General features: G+C 60.5%; 21 protein-coding genes and 1 pseudogene. 15 read left to right on the top strand and 7 right to left on the bottom strand.

The window, feature by feature from the left end:
* Positions 1-46: 46 nt before the first annotated feature.
* Positions 47-517, bottom strand: coding sequence for a bacterioferritin (gene bfr, locus G520_RS0101660; RefSeq protein ID WP_028534154.1), 471 nt, complete (start codon positions 515-517; stop codon positions 47-49).
* Positions 518-580: 63 nt separating this feature from the next.
* On the bottom strand, positions 581-787 hold the full coding sequence (locus tag G520_RS21110; RefSeq protein WP_036664963.1) for a (2Fe-2S)-binding protein: 207 nt from the start codon (positions 785-787) through the stop codon (positions 581-583).
* Between the two features lie 47 nt (positions 788-834).
* On the opposite strand from G520_RS21110, the gene G520_RS0101650 reads away from it, so the two are divergent.
* Positions 835-1,305: an NUDIX hydrolase gene (locus G520_RS0101650; RefSeq protein ID WP_028534153.1), complete on the top strand. Its 471-nt coding sequence runs from the start codon at positions 835-837 to the stop codon at positions 1,303-1,305.
* Between the two features lie 129 nt (positions 1,306-1,434).
* Positions 1,435-2,496 (top strand): tRNA 2-thiouridine(34) synthase MnmA, encoded by a 1,062-nt coding sequence (mnmA, locus tag G520_RS0101645; RefSeq protein WP_028534152.1) that lies wholly within the window; start codon positions 1,435-1,437, stop codon positions 2,494-2,496.
* A gap of 39 nt (positions 2,497-2,535) precedes the next feature.
* Here the strand turns inward: mnmA and G520_RS0101640 are convergent, their stop codons facing one another.
* Entirely contained in the window at positions 2,536-2,979 is a 444-nt protein-coding gene (locus G520_RS0101640; RefSeq protein WP_028534151.1) for a VOC family protein, read from the bottom strand.
* 107 nt (positions 2,980-3,086) lie between these two features.
* Positions 3,087-5,906, bottom strand: coding sequence for an excinuclease ABC subunit UvrA (gene uvrA / locus G520_RS0101635; protein WP_028534150.1), 2,820 nt, complete (start codon positions 5,904-5,906; stop codon positions 3,087-3,089).
* 140 nt (positions 5,907-6,046) lie between these two features.
* Here uvrA and G520_RS0101630 point away from each other — a divergent pair, with 140 nt between their 5' ends.
* Both G520_RS0101630 and ssb read left to right on the top strand, forming a co-directional pair.
* Positions 6,047-7,408, top strand: a complete 1,362-nt coding sequence (locus G520_RS0101630) for an MFS transporter (RefSeq protein ID WP_028534149.1) — start codon at positions 6,047-6,049, stop codon at positions 7,406-7,408.
* Positions 7,408-7,908, top strand: coding sequence for a single-stranded DNA-binding protein (gene ssb / locus G520_RS0101625; protein WP_028534148.1), 501 nt, complete (start codon positions 7,408-7,410; stop codon positions 7,906-7,908). The genes G520_RS0101630 and ssb overlap by 1 nt, the downstream gene beginning before the upstream one ends.
* Positions 7,909-8,023: 115 nt before the next feature.
* Here the strand turns inward: ssb and G520_RS25630 are convergent, their stop codons facing one another.
* Entirely contained in the window at positions 8,024-8,728 is a 705-nt protein-coding gene (locus G520_RS25630; protein ID WP_281424684.1) for a nucleotidyl transferase AbiEii/AbiGii toxin family protein, read from the bottom strand.
* Positions 8,680-9,108, bottom strand: a pseudogene (locus tag G520_RS25625) (nucleotidyl transferase AbiEii/AbiGii toxin family protein); the annotation flags it as partial. The gene G520_RS25630 and the pseudogene G520_RS25625, both read right to left, overlap by 49 nt.
* Positions 9,109-10,118: 1,010 nt before the next feature.
* On the opposite strand from G520_RS25625, the gene G520_RS25300 reads away from it, so the two are divergent.
* From G520_RS25300 to G520_RS21095, 3 genes are all read left to right on the top strand, one after another.
* Positions 10,119-11,192, top strand: a complete 1,074-nt coding sequence (locus G520_RS25300; RefSeq protein WP_028534147.1) for a hypothetical protein — start codon at positions 10,119-10,121, stop codon at positions 11,190-11,192.
* A 175-nt stretch (positions 11,193-11,367) separates the two neighbouring features.
* Positions 11,368-12,027, top strand: a complete 660-nt coding sequence (locus G520_RS21100) for a hypothetical protein (protein ID WP_156876826.1) — start codon at positions 11,368-11,370, stop codon at positions 12,025-12,027.
* Positions 12,028-12,506: 479 nt separating this feature from the next.
* On the top strand, positions 12,507-13,064 hold the full coding sequence (locus tag G520_RS21095) for a hypothetical protein (protein WP_051228820.1): 558 nt from the start codon (positions 12,507-12,509) through the stop codon (positions 13,062-13,064).
* 290 nt (positions 13,065-13,354) lie between these two features.
* Here G520_RS21095 and G520_RS21090 read toward each other — a convergent pair whose 3' ends face one another.
* Positions 13,355-14,278, bottom strand: a complete 924-nt coding sequence (locus tag G520_RS21090) for an EamA family transporter (protein WP_051228818.1) — start codon at positions 14,276-14,278, stop codon at positions 13,355-13,357.
* 103 nt (positions 14,279-14,381) lie between these two features.
* Between G520_RS21090 and G520_RS24720 the strand changes: the two genes are divergently transcribed.
* From G520_RS24720 to G520_RS0101555, 8 genes are all read left to right on the top strand, one after another.
* Entirely contained in the window at positions 14,382-14,900 is a 519-nt protein-coding gene (locus tag G520_RS24720; RefSeq protein ID WP_028534146.1) for a MarR family winged helix-turn-helix transcriptional regulator, read from the top strand.
* 259 nt (positions 14,901-15,159) lie between these two features.
* Positions 15,160-15,549: a hypothetical protein gene (locus G520_RS24715; protein ID WP_028534145.1), complete on the top strand. Its 390-nt coding sequence runs from the start codon at positions 15,160-15,162 to the stop codon at positions 15,547-15,549.
* A complete protein-coding gene (locus G520_RS23780) occupies positions 15,549-16,271 on the top strand; it encodes a LiaF transmembrane domain-containing protein (protein WP_028534144.1) in 723 nt (240 codons plus the stop codon). The genes G520_RS24715 and G520_RS23780 overlap by 1 nt, the downstream gene beginning before the upstream one ends.
* Before the next feature lie 11 nt (positions 16,272-16,282).
* Positions 16,283-17,350, top strand: coding sequence for a sensor histidine kinase (locus G520_RS0101575; protein ID WP_036664960.1), 1,068 nt, complete (start codon positions 16,283-16,285; stop codon positions 17,348-17,350).
* Entirely contained in the window at positions 17,347-18,075 is a 729-nt protein-coding gene (locus G520_RS0101570) for a LytR/AlgR family response regulator transcription factor (protein WP_036664958.1), read from the top strand. Before G520_RS0101575 ends, G520_RS0101570 begins: the two co-directional genes overlap by 4 nt.
* A gap of 120 nt (positions 18,076-18,195) precedes the next feature.
* Positions 18,196-19,401: an MFS transporter gene (locus G520_RS0101565; protein WP_028534141.1), complete on the top strand. Its 1,206-nt coding sequence runs from the start codon at positions 18,196-18,198 to the stop codon at positions 19,399-19,401.
* A gap of 98 nt (positions 19,402-19,499) precedes the next feature.
* Positions 19,500-20,042 carry a MerR family transcriptional regulator gene (locus tag G520_RS0101560; RefSeq protein ID WP_028534140.1) on the top strand — a complete coding sequence of 181 codons (543 nt, stop codon included), beginning with the start codon at positions 19,500-19,502 and terminating at the stop codon, positions 20,040-20,042.
* Positions 20,043-20,237: 195 nt separating this feature from the next.
* Positions 20,238-20,423: a hypothetical protein gene (locus G520_RS0101555; RefSeq protein WP_028534139.1), complete on the top strand. Its 186-nt coding sequence runs from the start codon at positions 20,238-20,240 to the stop codon at positions 20,421-20,423.
* Positions 20,424-20,447 lie beyond the last annotated feature (24 nt).

Here is a 20,447-nt window from a genome sequence, read left to right as displayed (position 1 = left end):
CCGACGGCGCGCGCCGTCACGGGGGAGGCAGAGCCTCCCCGGGCCGTCACTCTCCCATCTGGCTTTGCAGATAGTTGGCCGCTCCGATGCGCGCGATCAGATCGAGTTGCGTTTCCAGCCAGTCGACATGGTCTTCTTCCGCCGCCAGAATGTGCTCGAACAACTCGCGCGTAATGTAGTCGTGCACGCCTTCACAGTAGACGATGCCTTCGCGCAGCAGGGGTATCGCTTCCATTTCGAGGCGCAGATCACAGGACAGCATTTCGTGCGGATTCTCACCGATATAGAGCTTGCCGAGATCCTGCAGATTGGGCAGCCCTTCCAGGAACAGAATGCGCTCGATCAATGCATCGGCATGCTTCATCTCGTCGATGGACTCGTGGTACTCGTGCTCGTTCAGGCGCGCGAGGCCCCAGTTTTTGTACATGCGGGCATGCAGAAAATATTGATTGATGGCGGTCAGCTCGTTGCGTAGCGCCAGATTGAGAAACTCGAGAACCTTGGGATCGCCTTGCATGTTTGCCCTCCCTTGCAGTAAGTTGCTTCAGTATGACAGAGCGGGCGAACGAGACAAGACAAATCAGGCGGCCTGGTCTGCCGCGCCGAACACCGGCTCCGGCAGCGCGGCCAGCGCAAGGTCGAGCTCGCGCTGCGCCGCCTCGGCGCAGCACCCGCACCCCGTCGCCACACCCAGCTCGCGGCGCAGGTCGCACATCCGCGTTGCGCCGTTGTTCACGGCGTCGCGGATCTGATGGTCGGTGACCGATTTGCACAGGCAGATGTACATGGCTTTCAATGATAACGAGTCTCATTAGCATAGTAGGATCATCGCTCATGACTGTCAACCCGAAGGGCCCCGAGACGCGCTGGAAACCCAACGTCACCGTTGCCGCCTGCATTGAGCGCGAGGGCCGTTTCCTGCTGGTGCACGAGCATACGCAGCAAGGGCTCCGCTACAACCAGCCTGCCGGCCACCTCGAGCCCGGCGAGACCCTGCTCGAAGCCGTCTGCCGGGAGGTGCGCGAAGAAACGGCCTGGCAAGTCGAACCACAGGCCCTGCTCGGCATCTATCTGACACATGGTGCCGCGACGCAGTACTTGCGCTTCTGCTTCGTCTGCCGTCCGCTGGAAGACCTCGGTACGCCACTGGACGATGGCATCGTCGCGGCCGACTGGTTCAGCTACGAGCAGATCCTCGCGCTGCGCCCGCTGCACCGGACCCCCGCCCTGCTGGCCGGCATCGAGGACTTCCGCCGCGGGCAGCGCCACCCGCTGGAACTGCTGCACGATCTGGCGGCCACTTGAGCGCAGGCGGTGCAAGCGCGGCGACGCTCTGCTACCATAAGGCACGCGGACGGCGCAAACGGCCCGCCCGCGCATTGCAAGGCCAGGCCCCGCGAGGGGCCTTGTCGATTCAGGGAAAAGGAAGCCCCCGTGACGGGTAAGAAAAAGATTGTCGTCGGCATGTCCGGCGGCGTCGACTCATCGCTGACCGCCTGGCTGCTCAAGCAGCAGGGGCACGAAGTGATCGGCGTATTCATGCAGAACTGGGAAGATGATAACGACAGCGAGTACTGCTCGATCAAAGAAGACGCGCTCGATGCGATGAGCGTGGCCGACATCGTCGGGATCGACATGGAGGTCGTCAACTTCGCCAAAGAATACAAGGACCGGGTCTTCTCCTACTTCCTGCGCGAGTACGCCGCCGGACGCACCCCGAATCCGGACGTGCTGTGCAATGCAGAAATCAAATTCAAGGCCTTCCTCGACCACGCGATGGAGCTCGGCGCCGACTGCATCGCTACCGGCCACTACGCGCGCAAGGCCGTGCGCGATGGCAAGCACTACCTGCTCAAGGCGGTCGACGAAAGCAAGGATCAGAGTTATTTCCTCTACCGCCTGAACCAGGCCCAGCTTTCGCGCTCGATCTTCCCGCTCGGCGATATCCGCAAGAGCGAAGTGCGCCGCCTGGCGGCCGAGGCCGGCCTGCCGACCGCCGGCAAAAAAGACAGCACCGGCATCTGCTTTATCGGCGAGCGGCCGTTCCGCGAATTCCTGCAGCGCTATCTGCCGAAGCAGCCGGGCGAAATGGTCACGCCGGAAGGCCGCGTAATGGGCGAACACGCGGGGCTGATGTATTACACGCTAGGGCAGCGCAAGGGGCTGGGCATCGGCGGCTTGGGCGAACCCTGGTTCGTTGCCGGCAAGAATATTCCCGAAAACAAGCTGATCGTCGTTCAGGGGCATGATCACCCCTTGCTGCTGAAACACGAACTGGCCATGACGGATATGAGCTGGACCCTGGACGGCCCCCCCGAGGCCGGCGCCTACAGCGCGAAAAACCGCTATCGCATGCCGGACGCACCCTGCACGCTGTCCTACCCCGACAATGAAGCGATATTGCGTTTCCGCGATGCCCAGTGGGCGATCACGCCGGGACAATCGGCCGTCCTCTACCAGGGCGATGTCTGCCTGGGCGGCGGCATCATCGTCTGAAACCGGACTGCGGCGCAGGTCTGCACCGCAGTCCGGCGCTCAAGCCGGATTGCGGTTCAGCTTCAGTTTGCCCGACAACCAGGTATGGTCGTAGCTGACGATTTCGAATGGATTGCCGAAAGGATCGACAAAAGAAATCGAGCAAAAAAACTGATGATCGCGCACCGAATCGCGCGCGATGTTCTGACCGTCGCGGCTGGCGACCCGTTCGCCGGCCAACTGATCGATCCAGTCGAGGAAATCCTGACCGTTGACGACAAACGCGACCGCGCCCGGCAATGCCGTTGTTCCGGCGTCCTGGCCAACCGCGAGGCGAACCGTCCCGCTCGGGTTCGCCATCATGGTCATGGCGTGTTCCCCGTCCTGCAAGGGTTTGTAGCGCGGGTCGGCGCTCAGGCCAAGCACCCGGTGGTACCAGGCGATGGCTTTGGTGACATCCGAAACACGGATGTGTATGTGGTCGATCTTTCCTAGCGACAGCATGCTTTCCTCATCGTGTGCAACTCGTCCATTCCGGACCACGGTCATTCTAACGTGTTTTCGCGCCGGGCCGACTATTTCATGCCCGGCGATCGACCGCGCCGCGAAGCTCAAGAATTCAGCATCGCACGCAGATAATGCCCGGTATGGCTGCCTTCGAAGGCGGCCACCTGTTCCGGCGTACCCGACACCAGGATGCGGCCGCCACCCTCGCCCCCCTCGGGCCCGAGATCGATCAGCCAGTCGGCGGTTTTGATGACATCAAGATTGTGCTCAATCACAACAATGGTATTGCCATTTTCCCGCAAGCGGTGCAAAACCTTGAGCAACAGGTCGATATCGTGGAAGTGCAGACCGGTCGTCGGTTCGTCCAGAATATAAAGCGTACGCCCGGTATCACGCTTGGATAACTCCAGACCGAGCTTCACGCGCTGCGCTTCGCCCCCCGACAAGGTTGTCGCCGACTGCCCGAGCCGGATATAGCCAAGGCCGACATCCATCAGCGTCTGCAGCTTGCGCGCCACGGACGGCACGGCGCTGAAGAACTCCAGTGCCTGCTCCACCGTCATTTCCAGCACCTGCTGGATCGTCTTGCCCTTGTAATGCACTTCGAGGGTCTCGCGGTTGTAGCGTTTACCGTGGCACACATCGCAGGGCACATAGATATCCGGCAGGAAATGCATCTCGACCCGGATCACACCATCGCCCTGGCAGGCTTCGCAGCGCCCGCCCTTTACGTTGAACGAAAAACGGCCCGGCCCGTAGCCGCGCTCGCGCGACAAGGGCACACCGGAAAACAGTTCGCGAATCGGCGTGAACAAACCGGTATACGTCGCCGGATTGGAGCGCGGCGTCCGGCCGATCGGGCTCTGGTCGACATTGATCACCTTGTCGAGCAGGTTCAAGCCGGTGATCTCGCGGTAAGGCGCCGGCTCTTCGCTTGCGCCATTGAGTTCGCTCGCGGCGATCTTGTACAGGGTATCGTTGATCAGCGTCGACTTGCCCGAGCCCGAGACGCCGGTCACGCACACGAGCATGCCGAGCGGCAGTTCCAGCGTCACGTCCTTGAGGTTGTTGCCGCTGGCGCCCGCCAGCGTCAACAGACGATCGGGATTGACTGCACGCCGCTCGGCCGGCACGTCGATGCGGCGGCGCCCGGACAGAAACTCGCCGGTCAGCGAACCTTCGGCCACCAGAACTTCCTGCGGCGTACCGGCAAACAGGACATGGCCGCCATGCTCGCCGGCCCCCGGCCCCATGTCAACCACATAATCGGCCGCGCGAATCGCATCTTCGTCGTGCTCGACCACGATCACGCTATTGCCCAGATCCCGCAGGCGGCGCAAGGTGCCGAGCAGGCGATCATTATCGCGCTGATGCAGGCCTATCGACGGCTCGTCCAGCACATACATCACCCCGGTCAGGCCCGAGCCGATCTGGCTGGCAAGGCGGATGCGCTGCGCCTCTCCCCCCGACAGGGTATCGGCGGAACGGGCGAGGCAGAGATAGTCGAGACCGACATTGTTGAGGAAGGACACCCGGTCCCCAACTTCCTTGACGATACGCTCGGCCACCGCCTGCTTGTGCCCTTCGACCCGCAACTCGGCAAAGAATTTCGCAGCGGTGCGCAAAGGCATCTGGCTGATGGCGTGCAAGGTCTTGCCGCCGACCAAGACATTGCGCGCCTCCAGCCGCAGCCGCGTGCCCTCGCAATGCGGACAGGGCTGATTGTTCTGATACTTGGCCAGTTCCTCGCGCACGGCGCTGGACTCGGTCTCGCGGTAACGGCGCTCCAGATTGGGGATGATCCCTTCGAACGGATGGCTGCGATTGAAACGCGTGCCACGCTCGGACATATACGCAAACTCGATGCTCTCACGCCCCGAGCCGTGCAGCACCACATGCTGGACATTCTCCGGCAGCGAGTCGAACGCCTGTTCTAGCTCGAAACCGTAGTGGGCGGCCAGACTCTGCAGCATCTGGAAATAGAACTGGTTGCGCTTGTCCCAGCCCTTGATCGCGCCACTGGCAAGGCTGAGGTCCGAATGCGCGACCACGCGGCGTGGATCGAAGAAGGTGATTTCGCCCAGGCCGTCGCACTTCGGGCAAGCCCCCATCGGATTGTTGAACGAAAACAGGCGCGGCTCCAGCTCCGGCAGGCTGTAGGAGCAGACAGGGCAGGCGAATTTGGCGGAGAACCAGTGCTCCTTGCCGCTGTCCATTTCGACAGCGATCGCGCGCCCCTCGGCGTGGCGCAGCGCGGTCTCGAAACTCTCGGCCAGCCGCTGCTTCATGTCCTCGCGCACCTTGACGCGGTCGATGACCACCTCGATGGTGTGCTTTTTATTCTTGTCGAGTTTGGGAACGGCATCGACCTCCACCACCTCGCCATCGACGCGCACCCGCACAAACCCCTGGGCGCGCAGCTCTTCGAACAGGTCGATGTTCTCGCCCTTGCGCCCCATCACCGCCGGAGCGAGGATCATGACGCGGGTTTCCTCGGGCAGAGCCAGCACATGATCGACCATCTGCGACACGGTCTGCGAGCACAGCGGGACATGATGGTCGGGGCAATGCGGCTCACCGACGCGGGCGAACAGCAGGCGCAGATAGTCGTGGATCTCGGTCACCGTGCCGACGGTGGAACGCGGATTGTGGCTGGTCGCTTTCTGCTCGATCGAAATCGCAGGCGACAAGCCCTCGATCAAGTCGACATCGGGTTTTTCCATCAGCTGCAAAAACTGGCGGGCATACGCCGACAACGACTCGACATAGCGGCGCTGCCCCTCGGCGTAGAGCGTGTCGAAAGCCAGCGACGACTTGCCGGAGCCGGACAGCCCTGTAATCACGACCAGCTGGTTGCGCGGCAGATCGAGACTGATATTTTTAAGATTGTGGGTGCGTGCGCCACGAATGCGGATGGTGTCCATGCCTGACTCACAGGATCGGGGAACCTGTTAATATACCCGAGTTGGTAAGGCGGACTCCACCCGCTTATCTCAAACCAGCCAATTTAGACGAATCCGTTCCAACAATCGCAGCGCCTTCGGGCATATGGTTTACGATCACGATGAATCCGCTTGAGTTACGTGCCAGTCTTGGCCTGTCCGGCATTTATGCGCTTCGCATGCTCGGAATGTTCCTGATACTGCCTGTCTTCGCCCTCTACGCCAAGACGCTTCCCGGCGCTTCCAGCGCCACCGAAATCGGTTTCGCCCTGGGCGCCTACGGCATCATGCAGGCCCTGTTGCAGCTGCCGCTCGGCATCCTGTCCGACCGGATCGGCCGCAAGAAAGTGATCTACGGCGGCCTGCTGCTGTTCGCCGCAGGCAGCTTCGTCGCCGCCTCGGCACACGACATCGTCTGGCTAACCGTGGGGCGCGTGGTGCAGGGTTCGGGCGCGATCTCGGCCGCCGTCACCGCCCTGCTCGCCGACCTGACACGCGAAGAGAACCGCACCAAGGCAATGGCGATGATAGGCATGAGCATAGGAACCACCTTTGCCGTCAGCCTGGTGCTCGGCCCGCTGCTCGGCCACTGGATAGGCGTCGACGGCATTTTCGCGCTGACCGGCATTCTGACGCTGCTCGCGCTGCTGGGTGTGCGCTTCATCATTCCCGACCCGGTGATTTCGCGCTTTCACTCGGACACCGGCACCAATACCGGCCGCCTGCGCGATGTCCTGCGCGACCCGCAGCTGCTGCGCCTTAATTTCGGCATCTTTGCGCTGCACAGCGCGCAGATGGCGATGTTCGTGGTCATCCCCTTCGTTCTGATCGACGCCGGCCATCTGGACAAGGCCCGCCACTGGCTGGTCTATCTGCCGGTCTGTGTAATCGGCTTTCTGCTGATGGTGCCGGCGATCATTTATGGCGAAAAAAAGCAGCAGCTCAAGTGCGTCTTCGTCGCTTCGGTCGCATTGATGGCGGTGGCTCAGCTCGGAATGGCGCTTGCGCTGAGTTCGTTCTGGCAGATCGTCGTCTGGCTGACCTTCTATTTCATCGCTTTCAATGTTCTGGAAGCGACCTTGCCGTCGCTGATTTCCAAGATCGCCCCGGCCGACGCCAAGGGAACCGCGATTGGCGTGTATAATACGGCCCAATCCATAGGTATCGCCGTCGGCGCCGCACTCGGGGGCTGGTTGTACGCCCACTGGGGCAGCGGCGGCGTGTTCGGCTTCACCACCGCCATCATGCTGTGCTGGCTGTTGTTCGCCTGGACCATGCGCGCGCCGCAGGCGGTCAAGTCGATGATGTTCCATATCGGCGAGCAGTGGCGTGGCGACCCGGTTGCGCTATCGCGCATGCTGGCGTTGCAGGATGGGGTCAAGGAAGCGGTGGTCATGCGCGACGAGCGCGTAGCCTATCTGAAAGTTTCCCAGCACAGCTGGGACGAAGCATCGGTTAAACAATTGATTCAGGAGACCTATTAATGGCGTCCGTCAACAAAGTCATCGTCGTGGGCAATCTCGGCCGCGACCCGGAAGTCCGTTACATGCCGTCGGGCGATGCCATCGCGACCCTGTCGGTCGCCACCACCGACAACTGGACCGACAAGACCACCGGTCAGCGGCAGGAAAGCACCGAATGGCACCGCGTGGTGTTCTTCGGCAAGACGGCGGAAGTCGCCGGCCAGTATCTGAAGAAGGGTTCTCAGATTTACGTCGAAGGCTCGCTGCGCACGCGCAAGTGGACCGACAAGGAAGGTCAGGAGCGCTTCACCACCGAAATCCGCGGCGATCGCATGCAAATGCTGGGCGGTCGTAGCGGCGGCGGCAGCAGCGCGCCGATGGACGACGGCGGCGACTACGGCGACTACTCGCAGCAGCAGGCTCCGGCCCAGGCCCCGCGCCAGGCGCCGGCCGCTCCGCGCCGCATGGAAGCCAAGCCGGCTCCGAAAATGGACGATATGGACGACGATATTCCGTTCTGACGGTTACTAACACGTCACGGTAAACATCAAAAGCCAAGCTATTCATTTAGCTTGGCTTTTTCCTTGTTATGTTTTCAAAACTGTGGCATTGAGAACAATCATGCCAGCACATTTGCTAAACAGCGCCATCAGCATTATTCACGGTCAGCTCGAAGCGTTCTACGCTGTCCAGTACGACATCAAACGACGGTATTTCACCGAAAACCATCCCGGCCATTGCTTCGTAATCTCTTTCAAGTGCGTCACGCATGGCGGCGCTCGGCGTTAATGTGAACGTGCCGGGTACTGCAATATCCAGCCCCAGATCGGCACTACCGAAGAACAGCCTCGCATGGCGGGCGCAGTCGATCGCCAGCGCGTAATCGTTTTGCCATACTGCCGCCAATTGAGCTTGCATCAGTTGATGTACGTCGTAGTAGTGGCGCGAGACACGTTGGCCACCGTGCCGTAGCTCGCCGCGACGGTCGTGCCACTGGCGTAGTCCGTGCAAGATCATGACCTTGTCCCAGAAGGTGCGTTCCGGCTTCACCGTGATTACGTTCCTCACGGTCAAGTCCAAGTTGGGCAGATCCTGAGTGACATACGGCGTGACTGTGGCCGCAACATGTGGATCGAGTGCTGATTTGGCGCCGGCTTCAATCTTGACAGCTGAGCGGATGTAATCGCCGGCGTTGGCTGTGACCGCCTGATACCAGAACAGCAGGCTCTGACCATCCTTGTCGTCAGGGTCGAGCTCCAGTCGAAACGATCTTCTGGGATGATGGATGCCGCAAGATGATTGAACCGCGCTGTCAACGGCCCCGCGATATAGGCCTGGCATGCATCGCGGATGGCATCGAGACGTGCACGGCGCTTCTTCCCGCTCAGCGCATCCAGGTCAGCAACTTCAGCTCCCTGTCCCAAGTCATCACGAAACACTGTGATGTCAATGTCTTCAGAAAAGCGGGAGATCAGGTCAAAGGCCTTGGAAAGTGATGTGCCGCCCTTGAACAACAGGCGAGGATCTCCGGCTTCCAGACCGTTGAATAACGCATCCAGTGTCCAGCAGACCCAGAAGTCCTTTTCGACGTTCTGGACGGCCGTGCCAAGGCGAGCTGCAGCGCCAAGGAACAAATCTCGCCGCTCGGCGTCGCTGGCGGTGACGACAGTATGGGATGCTGGGGTCAATGGGCCTCCCCGAGGTTGACCGAACGGTGGCATGCAGACGGTGGCTTTTCATCACAGGGGGATTGAGGTATTGCGGTTGAGACCGTCTGCGGGTCGCACCCGGGGAGTTCTCGGACCAGACTTTGCATCCACGCTGGCAACGCATTGAAACCATCAAGCAGATCCTGGCGGATCACAGCGCCGTGAGCTGGGTCGAGTAACACATTGGCCAACTTACTCAGGATAAGATGATTTCAACCACAGGCAAGAACGACACCATGGTTGACGGTAGTGCGCCGAGCCCGCTCCACCGAACAGCGAAATCACCCTCCACTTGATCAAGGCATGTTGGCGAGACTGCTGTGACACAGGTACAAAGTGTAAACAAAACAGCCAGACCGACACGTGTTGTTGACGACTTATCGCAAGCATTCACTCACACCCTATGCCAGCCAAAGCGCACAGCACTGTTTGCGTTTTTTAGTCACCACAACCGTTCTAGACCTGAAAGTCATGACGGTTTAGAAACCCTGGCCATTGATGTAGCTAGGATTTTTTCGTTTGAGCAATGCGGGCTCGAGCTTGACCCGCTTGCTCCGTTTCGGTTCGCCCATTGCTGCTCCTATGCAGACACCCTGCCGGATGACCGTATACACCGAACGGGTCACACCCTCGATTGGCATCGCTGTAGCGGCGGCCACGTATCCTATTTGCGAATAACAATATCAATTTGTAATCAAATGTAATCCCCTGTAATGGAGCGCCCGCCCTTGCGTGAGCATAGTGAACTCCATCAACGGCGGCCCTCAACTCGGCCGGTCCTGACGGCAACCCTGTCGCTCGGGCCCCGGTTGCGAAATCAGCCCGAATCCCGGCTGTCGACGCGTTGCGCAAGCCGCCGTTGAAAGCATGGCAGGACTGGACACGCGTCCGGCTTTCAGTGCGGGGAGTCGCATCCTCTCAGGGAGAGTCCGTCCAGTCGGCCGTCGAGCCCGCAGAATGACTCAGGCATGACCGTGGCAGGGCGGGCAGACCTTCTCATCCCCAAAGCAGGAGTATCGACAATGGCTACAAATTACAACCTCCACCTCATCAACGAGTCCGATAGCCCGCAACTCTTCTGGCTGTTTCTGCAGCCCCCGGAAGAGTTGGCTTCCGATCCCGATGTCTATGCCAATTCCAGCGTTTCTCTCCTGGTCAAACCAAACACATCCGGCAGCAACATTTTTACCGTCCCGGTTCAGTATATGGTGGGGGCCGGTGCCAGCAATAAAGCGGTTGGTCTGGGTATTAAAGTCACATCGGATACCACCCAGCAAGCCGAGTTGCAGCAAGTCTTCGATGCGACCTACTACGATACGCCTCCCAATCAAGGCCCTGATCTGGAACTGGCGGCCGGCGCCGCTCCGAAGAACATGATTTCCATCGTGACCAACGCCTATGAAAAAGCGCACAACGAAAACGACGGCTGGTACAGCAACCAAAGCTTCGGGATCGAAACCGAAGCCGGATACATCGGAATGAGCTGGTCACCTGCGCCCAATAAGAAGCGTACCCTGACGCCGAAGCTGGCGTTCTATGTCAGCATCGGCAGCTATGGCAGCAACCGCCTGGCGGACTGGACCGATGTTTCCAATGATGCGGCAACGATTCTGGTTCCAAAGGACTTCGACCATCTTGATTGCACTGTGACGTATACCAGCAATGGAACCTGGGTAGTCAGCAAGGGAAAACCCGAAAACAGGGTATCCGCGCAGTCTCAAGACTTGCTATCCAGTCACCTGTCGCTTTGCCGGGCTCATGAACGCCTTGTCGCCTCGAGCCTTGATTCCGCCAGCATCGCCCCACTGGCCGATGGGCAAACTCAAGTGGATACGCTTACCGAGGTCGTCTGGAACAATGATGAAAACAGGCTTATTGCTGATACGGGCCTGAATTTCATAACGGGGACGATAAGCGTTCAAACCGCACTTCTTGCCAGTTTCGCCTTTTTCGTCATCAATGGAATCGACTTCAAGATCACGAAGAACACAAAAGGTCAGAGCTCGGTCAGCTTCAGTTACTCGGGGACCCGCTCGTTGGCAGAGATCAAAAAACTGTTCGTGAAGGGGGTTACTCTGCTCTTCAAGAATAAATAAGTCCCGGCTTAGAGCGCACTGTCTACTGCCTTTCAGATGCCGGCCTCAACTACCGGCATCTGAATTCCCGAAAGAGCTGGAAAGGTCCATGCACTGGCTGCGCACGGAACTGAACATATCATCGTTCAAACCATAGCCCAGCTATCCGACCTGCCTTTGTGGATACCATATCGCCATGCCGTTCAAACCGACCGTCACTCAGCTAGCCTACGCCAATCAGCGTTTCCCACCCCTTCTACCGCAAACACGTCTGACAATGGCAGAGTTGCCAGATACCAGCGTTAAAATAAGTTGCACAAATGATCAAGAAATCGGCCTAGGTGTGGCTTTTGCCGCAACAGGCACAATACAGGGCACAATGAGACTGGCCGGCATTCAGACTGTAGATACATTTGTCGTCATAGATTTCAACCAGCAACTTCCATTGTACTGGATGGCTTCTGTCCTCAGAAAAGGAGAAATAAGCCCAAATCAGATGATACAGCCTTACACAGGAGACAGCGATGAATTCGACATGAAATTCAATTCATCGATCGCGTTAGAGCATAGCGATACAGGGTGGAAAATTCCAATATACGATTCGACCAAGTATGAAATATATATTGGATATGGCATGGGAAGCAGCCTCGTATGCTGGGGCTATACCATCCTCTGCAGTCCGAACAAAAACATCAAAATCAATGCTGGTCCTTATATTATTTTCCGCCTGGATGGATCTGAAGAAATCGGCAACATAGTGACCCCGTCACCGTCAGATAGCTGGGACATATCCATGGCCTGCCATTATTTGCTGGACTTCAACTCACAAGGCGTCGGGACTTTGAGCAAGCTGTAACTTTCGCCTTGAAGGCAGATCAACACTCTCGTCGGCTGAAACTTATTTTCATCTTCCACATGCGATCAAAGTAAAAAAAGCATATGTTATTAAAAAAACCATAGCACCATTTTTATTTAACGCAGCGCCGATTTTAATTCTTGTACATCAGACACAGGCAATGTATTTAGACAGCGAAAATATTCATTCGCTCACAAATACCATCCAGCATTTCCATCCACACCATGGGAACAAGAACCATAGCAAAATCAACATTTGATATTATACAAAATTCAGATACAAGCATGTTACATCAAACAAAAACAATCCAGGGTCATGGTTCTGCTGCGCCAACCGTTTCCCGAAACGTTCAAGTGCACCGGAACAGACTAGCCGCCTGTTAATTTTAAATACGAGTCGTCTCTGGGAAAATCAAGAAAGCTCCCATTTTCAGTCCGAGACAATTATTTAAAACTAGATAAAACCCAGGAGCACTGACCATGAAACAAGCCGGACATCCATTTAATTTTGACGATATTGCTTCGATTGAAAGTGCACTGTTTCTTGAAAATGACATCATCGCCAAACCCGGGAAAAACCGCTATAGTTTGCATGTCAACAAGCTGGCTGGGCAGGCGAATGCAATCCAGGCTTGTTCACCTCCCCGAATACTTCTGATCTCTTTTTTCATGAGCACTAATGAGGAACATACCAAGATTCGTATTCGTCTGGTCGATGAGGCCATCGATCTGGGAGAGCGGGAACATCACTACCTGCTAGCGACACTCGCACGGAAACGGCTGGCGGATTTTTCTGCCGGCATCGACTCGACTGCGCAAGGCTGGCTGGAACGCCCGGAACTGGCGACCATGCTGGGGATAGATGTCCAGCATGCTAATATCCATATCTTCAGGGCGCGGCAGCAAATAGCAAAACTGGCTCCGAGCCACGGTGAACTCAATCACATCATCGAATGCCGCCGTGGCGGCATTCGCCTGGCGGCCGTGCCGTTCGAGATCTATCGCGGGGCCCGCATCGAGGGCAGCTACGCGCCTTAGCACTGCCATGGCGGGGCGGCGATACCGGTTCCGTTTCGGGGCGGAACCGTAACGTAACGACGCGCCGGGAGTGCTCCATTCGAGCCCGTATCGTGCCAGAAGCTGAGGACAGGGCCGATGCGGTCCGTCCTGCGAGCCGCCCGCGCTCTACCGGAACACCCTTCTTCCCGCTACCGATGCCCGTCCCATCCCGGACCCGCCTTGGCTGGCGCCTTCCCGCATCTCAGCCAACTTGCACTTCAGCCGCCCGACGGCCTCATCCCGATAGCACAGTCCGGCCGGCGCGGACTTCATGCGCGCCCATTCTGGCCAGCCGCCCGCGGCGAAGCCGGGCTCGCGCCCGTGCCGGCTGCGGCCATGCCCAGCTGCACGCACAGCACACTGGCGAGCACCACGAACAAGCCCAGCAGGGAAAGCGGCGACAAGGCCTGACCGAGCAGCCCCCACCCCAGCAGCACCGCCGTCAGCGGGCTGAGCAGCCCAAGCGAGGACACGGCCACCGGCGACAGGCGGGCGATGCCGCGAAACCACAGCAGATACGCAAACAGCGCGCCGAACAGACTCAGATACCCATAGCCCAGCCACTCGCGCAGGGCGAGAGCGGGCAAAGGCGGATCGCAAGCCAGGGCCAGGGGCAGCAACATCAGTCCTCCCAGCAGCAATTGCCAGCCGGTCATGGCGAGTACGGGCATGCCTGACTGCCAGCGCCGCCCCAGAAACGTCCCCCCGGCCATGCTGACGGCGCCGGCGATGGCCGCCACGATGCCGAGTCCGTCCCAATGGCTGCCCGGCGACACGAGCAGCGTCGCCATGCCGGCCACGCCGGCCAGGCCGCCCAGCACCAGCCGACGCGAGGGCCGTCTGCCATCCAGCCCCCAGGCGAAAAGCATCACCAGCAGCGGTTGTGTCGCACCGACGACGGAGGCCAGCCCGCCAGGCAGGCGGTAGGCGGCCACGAACAGCAGTGCCTGAAATGCGCCGATATTGAGTGCCGAGAGGGCCAGGATTCTCCCCCATAGCGCGCGCGGCAACCGATGACGGCTGGCGAGCACCAGCAACAGGCCGGCCGGGAGTACGCGCAGCAAGGCGGCGGTAAACGGACGGTCAGGGGGCAATAGCTGGGTCGTGACGATATAGGTGCTGCCCCAGATGGCGGGGGCAATGCCGGTCAGCAGTACATCGCGCCAGCGGTGCGCTGTCGAGGTCGACGCCATGACTTCTCCTTGTTGCGGTATAATCCGGGCACGGAATTTACTTGAATTCAAGATAACATATATGTTGAATTCAAGACAAATAAACCTTGAATTCAAGACAAATATGACCCAAGCCAACAATGAAGACGCGGTAGAGCACATTCTGGAGCAGTGGCACAAGGAGCGGCCCGATCTGGATGTATTTGCCATGGGTGTGCTGGGCCGCATGAAGCGCTGCACCCTGCTGCTGGAGAAACGGCTGGATGCGGTGTTCGCCGATTTCGGGATGAACGCCTGGGAATTCGACGTCATGGCGACCTTGCGCCGCTGCGGCGCACCCTACTGCCTGTCGCCGACGGCGCTGTTCTCGTCGCTGATGATCACGTCGGGCACCCTGACCCACCGCCTGCGGGTGCTTGAAGAAAAGGGCTGGATCGTCAGGGTCGACAGTCCGCAGGATGCGCGCAGCACGCTGGTCAGGCTCTCGGATGACGGCTTTCGGCGGATCGATGCGGCGGTGACCGCGCACGTCGCCAACGAACAGTCGCTGTTGCAGGGGCTGAGCGCGTACAAACAGCAGGGGCTGAATCAGCGCCTGGCCGAGCTGCTGGCCAGTCTTGAAGGCGAGAATCGCAAGGACTGACAGGCCGACGCGACCGAGCCCGAGGCACAACGACGCGCGGGTCGCATCGACGCCGCTGCGACCCGTGGCTGCAGGCCTTGAACGCGGTCGCGCGCGGCTGCTCCGATCGAAGGCCGTCGCCTGCGCATCCGATTGCGCCGCCCGCCCACCGTCAGTCACCGACTCTCACCGTGCATTGGCCGAATTCAGGGCGTCACAAGGCCGGTGTTTCGCCAGAATGGCGACACGCTATCCCGCGACACGCCTGAAAGGAACGACCATGCACAACCTTGCCATCGCATCCGCCGACCGGCGGCGCCTGCACCAGCGCAAACATCTGCTAGCCGGAAGCGCGTTGATCGTGATCGGAACCGCCCTGGCCCTGGCCGGCCAGGGGCTGATCCCGTTCGCCACCGCCTGGGATCTCATTCCCGCACTGATTGCCCTTTCGGGTATCCTGCGTATCGTGACCGCGCGGCATTACTACCCCGCCGCCAAGGGTGTTCTGCACCTGGCCTTTGCCGCCTGGCTATACCTCTGCCTCGGACAGCGCTGGGGCTGGAACTTCCATGACAGCTGGCCGACCGTCCTGATTCTGCTCGGCGCCAGCGCCTTGCTCAAAGGCTTGGGCAAACGCAACAAAACGATTCGACAAGAAGGAACAGACTAATGCGCAATCATCACAGCCACGACTGGCAGAGCCACCAGCGACGGCGCATCGTCCTCGGCCTGTGCTTCGTCCTCGGCGGGATACTCGCGCTGCTGGGCAATCTGCGGCTGATCGATATCGGCAATGTCAGCAACTACTGGCCATTGCTGTTCTGTGTCATCGGCCTCGTGCGTCTGACTCATCCACGCCGCGTGTCGGGCGTCATGTTCGGGCTCGGCCTCATCGCGCTGGGCGTGGGCTTGACCCTGCAGAAGCTGGGGCTCGTGCATCATGTCATGGCGATCCTGATTCCGATATTCCTCATCCTCGGCGGCATCGGCGTCATCGTGCGCGGCTTCATGCCACGGCGCAGCGACAAGCGCTGCAATCCTTTGCCGCCGCCGAGCATGGAACACAAGGACAGCATCAACAGCTCGGCTATCATGGGCGGCGCCAATGTGCGCTGCGACTCGCCGGATTTCAAGGGCGGAGAGCTGAACGCCATCATGGGGGGGATAGAACTCGATCTGCGCCAGGCGTCCATCCAGTCGCAGGCCGTGCTGCGCGTCTATTGTGTAGCCGGCGGCATCGCGATCCGAATCCCGACGGACTGGCAGGTCGTACGGCGCGTTTCATCCGTGCTCGGCGGCGTCGACGACAAGACTATCCCGCCGATGCAGGCGGATAAAACCCTGCTGCTGCAAGGCGAGGTCATCATCGGCGGCATCGAAATCAAGAACTGAGTCCGACATCCATGCATCCGATTCTGGCGGATCTGCGCAAGCTCCTCGTCTATGTCCTGGCCTGCCTGCTGGCCGGCTCGGTCGCCGCCGGCCTGCTGTGGTTCGGCGGGACTGCCGATGGGTCGCCGGCGCTCGCGTTCGCCCTGCCTTTATGCCTGGTCTATGGCTTTATCGTCCTGTCCGCCTACCCCGTCTGCCGCGCCCTGCCCTATGTGCGTCGCCGCCCCGTCGCCGCGCTCGCCCTGTTCGGAGGCACGACACTGGTATCGGCCAGCGCCTGGCTCGCGCTGGCCACCGCCTGGAACGTTGCCGGCCAGGCCTTCGGGCTGGATGCGGGGTTTATCGCCATGAATGCCAATCTGCGGCTGATCCTGTTCCTGGCCGGTGCCGGCGCATATGTATTATCTCTCCTCGCGCACGATGTGCTGATCGCCTTCGAGAACGTGCGTGCCGCCGTGGCCGGCGAGGCCGAGTCGCGGCTGATGGCGCGCGATGCCGAGTTGCGCATGCTGCGCAGCCAGATCGATCCGCACTTTCTGTTCAACTGCCTGAATTCGATCAGCGCGCTCACCAGCCTCGATCCGGCCGCCGCACGCGACATGACGATAGACCTCGCGCAATTTTTCCGACGCACCCTGGCGCTGTCGACCCGCGAAACGATACCGCTGTCCGAGGAGATGGCCTTGTGCGAACACTACCTGGCGATAGAGAAACGGCGCTTCGGCTCCCGGTTGAATGTCGAGTTGACGATAGCGCCGGGGGCTCTGCACTGCTTGCTGCCGCCGCTTACCTTGCAGCCCTTGCTCGAGAATGCCCTCAAGCATGGCATTCGCGAGCTCGACGAAGGCGGCACGGTGACGGTCGTGGCGCTGGCCCGCGACGAATGGCTGCATCTCGCGGTAAGCAACCCGCTCGCCTCGCATCCGGCGACGGCCAGCGACAGCGGGCTGGGACTGAAAACCTGCCGCGCACGGCTGACGACGCTGTACGGCGAGCGCGCACGCATCGTCTGGCAGCGCAAGGACGGGCAATTCAAGATCGAACTCGCCATCCCGCAACCGAAGGAGATCGAAGCATGAGCCGCCGTTTAAGCGCCCTGATCGCGGACGACGAAGCGCTGGCCCGTCATCTGATCCGCGACTACCTCAGCCGCCACATCGATATCGAGCTCGTGGCCGAATGCGACAACGGCCTGCAAGCGGCCAAGGCGATCGCCGAACGCACGCCCGATCTGGTATTTCTCGATATCAGGATGCCGAAGCTCGACGGCCTCGAAGTGCTGGAACTGACCGGGCGCCGCAGCGGCGTGATATTCACCACCGCCTACGACGCGCATGCGCTCCAGGCCTTCGATCTGCATGCCGTCGACTATCTGCTCAAGCCGTTCTCGCAAACCCGCTTCGACGAGGCGCTGCACAAGGCCCGTTCCTTGCTGGGGCACGCCGCATCCGCGCTCGACACGCTGCTGCAGAGCGCGCCGCCCTTGAAACGGGTCCTGATTCGCGACCGCGACCAGGTGCAGATACTGGCGGTCGAAAGCATAGACTATATCGAAGCCCAGGACGATTACATCGCCATCTGCGCCGGCGGCAAGGTCTATCTGAAGACGCAAAGCCTGGCCGATATCGAGGCACGGCTCGACCCGCAGCTATTCGTGCGCGTGCACCGTTCCTATCTGATCAATCTCGCGCGCCTGCAGGCGATCGAGCGACACGGCCGCGACGGCCATGCCGCCTGCCTGCAGGGCGGCAAGCGGATACCGATCAGCCGCGCCGGCTATGAGCGGATACGCGGCGTCATCTAGATCGCGCCGTCCGGGAACACGGCTTGACCCGCCTATGGCTTCACAGTCGAAACTGCCTGCATCGTGACGGCGGCTATCGCCGTCGTTCCCTGGCCCAGGCTTCGCGCGGAGACCCATCACATGTTCCTGATCAATCGCAATTTCGCTTTACTATGGACAGGCCAGCTGGTTTCCCAACTCGGCGACAAGATCTACGGCATCGCCATGTTGTGGTGGCTGCTGGAAAAAACCGCGTCCCCGGTTTTCACCAGCGCCTTTCTGATTCTGGCCATGGTGCCGGAGATGCTGCTCAGCCCGGTGGCCGGCGTCTATATCGACCGCTGGAGCACGAAAACCGTCCTGATCGCGACCGACCTGCTGCGCGCGGCCATCGTCCTCGCGCTGGCCCTGCTCTACCGCGGCAACGCCTTACAGGCAGGGCATGTCTATCTGGCTGCCTTCGCCATCTCGCTGTGCTCGGCCTTCGCCAACCCGGCCACCATGGCGCTGATCCCGGCCGTGGTGGATAAAGCGTCGTTGCAAGGCGCCAATGCCCGCAGCCAACTGGTGGTCGGCGCCACGCGCATTCTCGGCCCGCTGCTCGGCGCATCGAGCGTGGCCATGGCCGGCTATATGCCGGTGCTGCTGTTCAACGCCGCGTCCTACCTGTTCTCTGCCGCCGCCGTAGGGCTGCTGCTGTTGCGCCCCGCGACGGCCGCATCGGTCGAGCCGCTATGGTTCGGCCTGAAGCAGGGCTTGCGCCATATGGCGTCGGATAACCGGGTTACGACTGTCGTCTCGCTCGTCGCCCTGGTGCACGTCTGCTTCGGCGGGCTGATCGTCGCCCTGCCCTTCATCGCGCGACAGATGACGGGCGCCGGGATCGACAATCTGGGAATGTTGGAGTCGGCGCTCGGGCTCGGCATCGTGGCCGGATCCCTGCACCTGGCCCGCCGCTCGCCGGCGCCGGTCCACATCGCGCGCTTCGTGCAACCGATAGCGGGCATGGCACTGTGCATGTTCATGTTCGGTCTGCTGCTGCACACGCAGACCGGCCGTCTGGCCCTCTGCTCGCTTCTTTGCGCAGCGATAGGCGGCTGCATCGCCCTGCTCGGCATCTTCTGGCAAACCGTCATCCAGAACTGTGTTGCGGCCGACATGCGCGGTCGGGTGTTCAGCGTGCTCTCGTCGACCGGCAATATCGCACTGCCGCTGTCGATGGCCGCAGGCGGCTGGCTGCTGCGATGGGCGGCGCCGTCCATACTGCTGATTGCAAGTGGCCTGGGACTGGCGGCGACCGGACTCGCCCTGGCCGACCGTTGCCGGCGCGGCGTCTACCCGATCTGAACACGACAGATGGCAGCGCTGGCGGCAAACGCGGATAGTACGTCCTGCTGAACCGGGCGTGCCGCTCGCTGCCGGCTGCCGACAGATATGGAGCCCCTATGTACACCATCACTCAACTCGCCCGGCGCTTCGGGCTCGCCCGCAGCACCCTGCTCTACTACGACCGGATCGGCTTGCTGCCGCCCAGCGCGCGCAACGCCAGCGATTACCGGCTGTACTCGGAGCAGGACTGCGCCCGGCTGGAAACCATACGCCGCTATCGCCAGGCGGGCATCCGGCTCGAGCAGATCCCCGCCCTGCTTCGGCCCGGCGAAGCGCATACCGCCAAGGGCATACTCGCCATACAGCTCAACGAGCTCGGACAGCGGATTGACCAGCTGCGCGCGCAGCAGGCGATCGTGACCCGCCTGCTTCTCTCGCATGACATCCCCGACACACCGCAGAAAATCGGCAAGACCGAACTGACCGCGCTCTTGCTCGCGGCCGGTCTCGACGATGCGCAGCTGGAGCAGTTGCACGCCCTGCTCGAAGCCAGCAATCCGGCGCTGCACCAGGCCTTTCTCGAAAGTCTTGGCATAGAAGAGTCCGATATCCGCGACATCCGGGCAAATTCGCGCGCACGCGGCCACGATCGAACATAGTTTCCGCTTGCAGCAGACACCGGACCGGCCAACCGTGTGTGCCTACCGGTGGCAAGCCGGCATGGTGGCGCCATGTCATTCCAACAAAGAATGCAAAGCATAATTTTTATTCTTTTTTGCTATCAATGCTTTGCCGCTATGATGAGGCATCAGATTCGGGCCACCCCGCCCCGACATCCACTGGAGCGAAGCGACATGAGCCGTTCGACGCAAGAACAGACTGCTGAAACCCTGAAGAATATGTATTTCGACCGCGACAACGCCGATTTCGACTACGCGAGTCCGAAACCGCTGCTGGCCCGCGCCAAGGCAAAATTCATCGCCGGACTCGAGGCCTGCCTGACCGCGATGAACCGCGTGCCTTTCATCATCGAATCCTGACGCGGGAAGGCATGCCTCCGCCGC

The organism is Paludibacterium yongneupense DSM 18731, from assembly GCF_000422925.1.
Taxonomy (GTDB): domain Bacteria; phylum Pseudomonadota; class Gammaproteobacteria; order Burkholderiales; family Chromobacteriaceae; genus Paludibacterium; species Paludibacterium yongneupense.
This window is presented reverse-complemented; position numbering and strand designations above follow the sequence as displayed.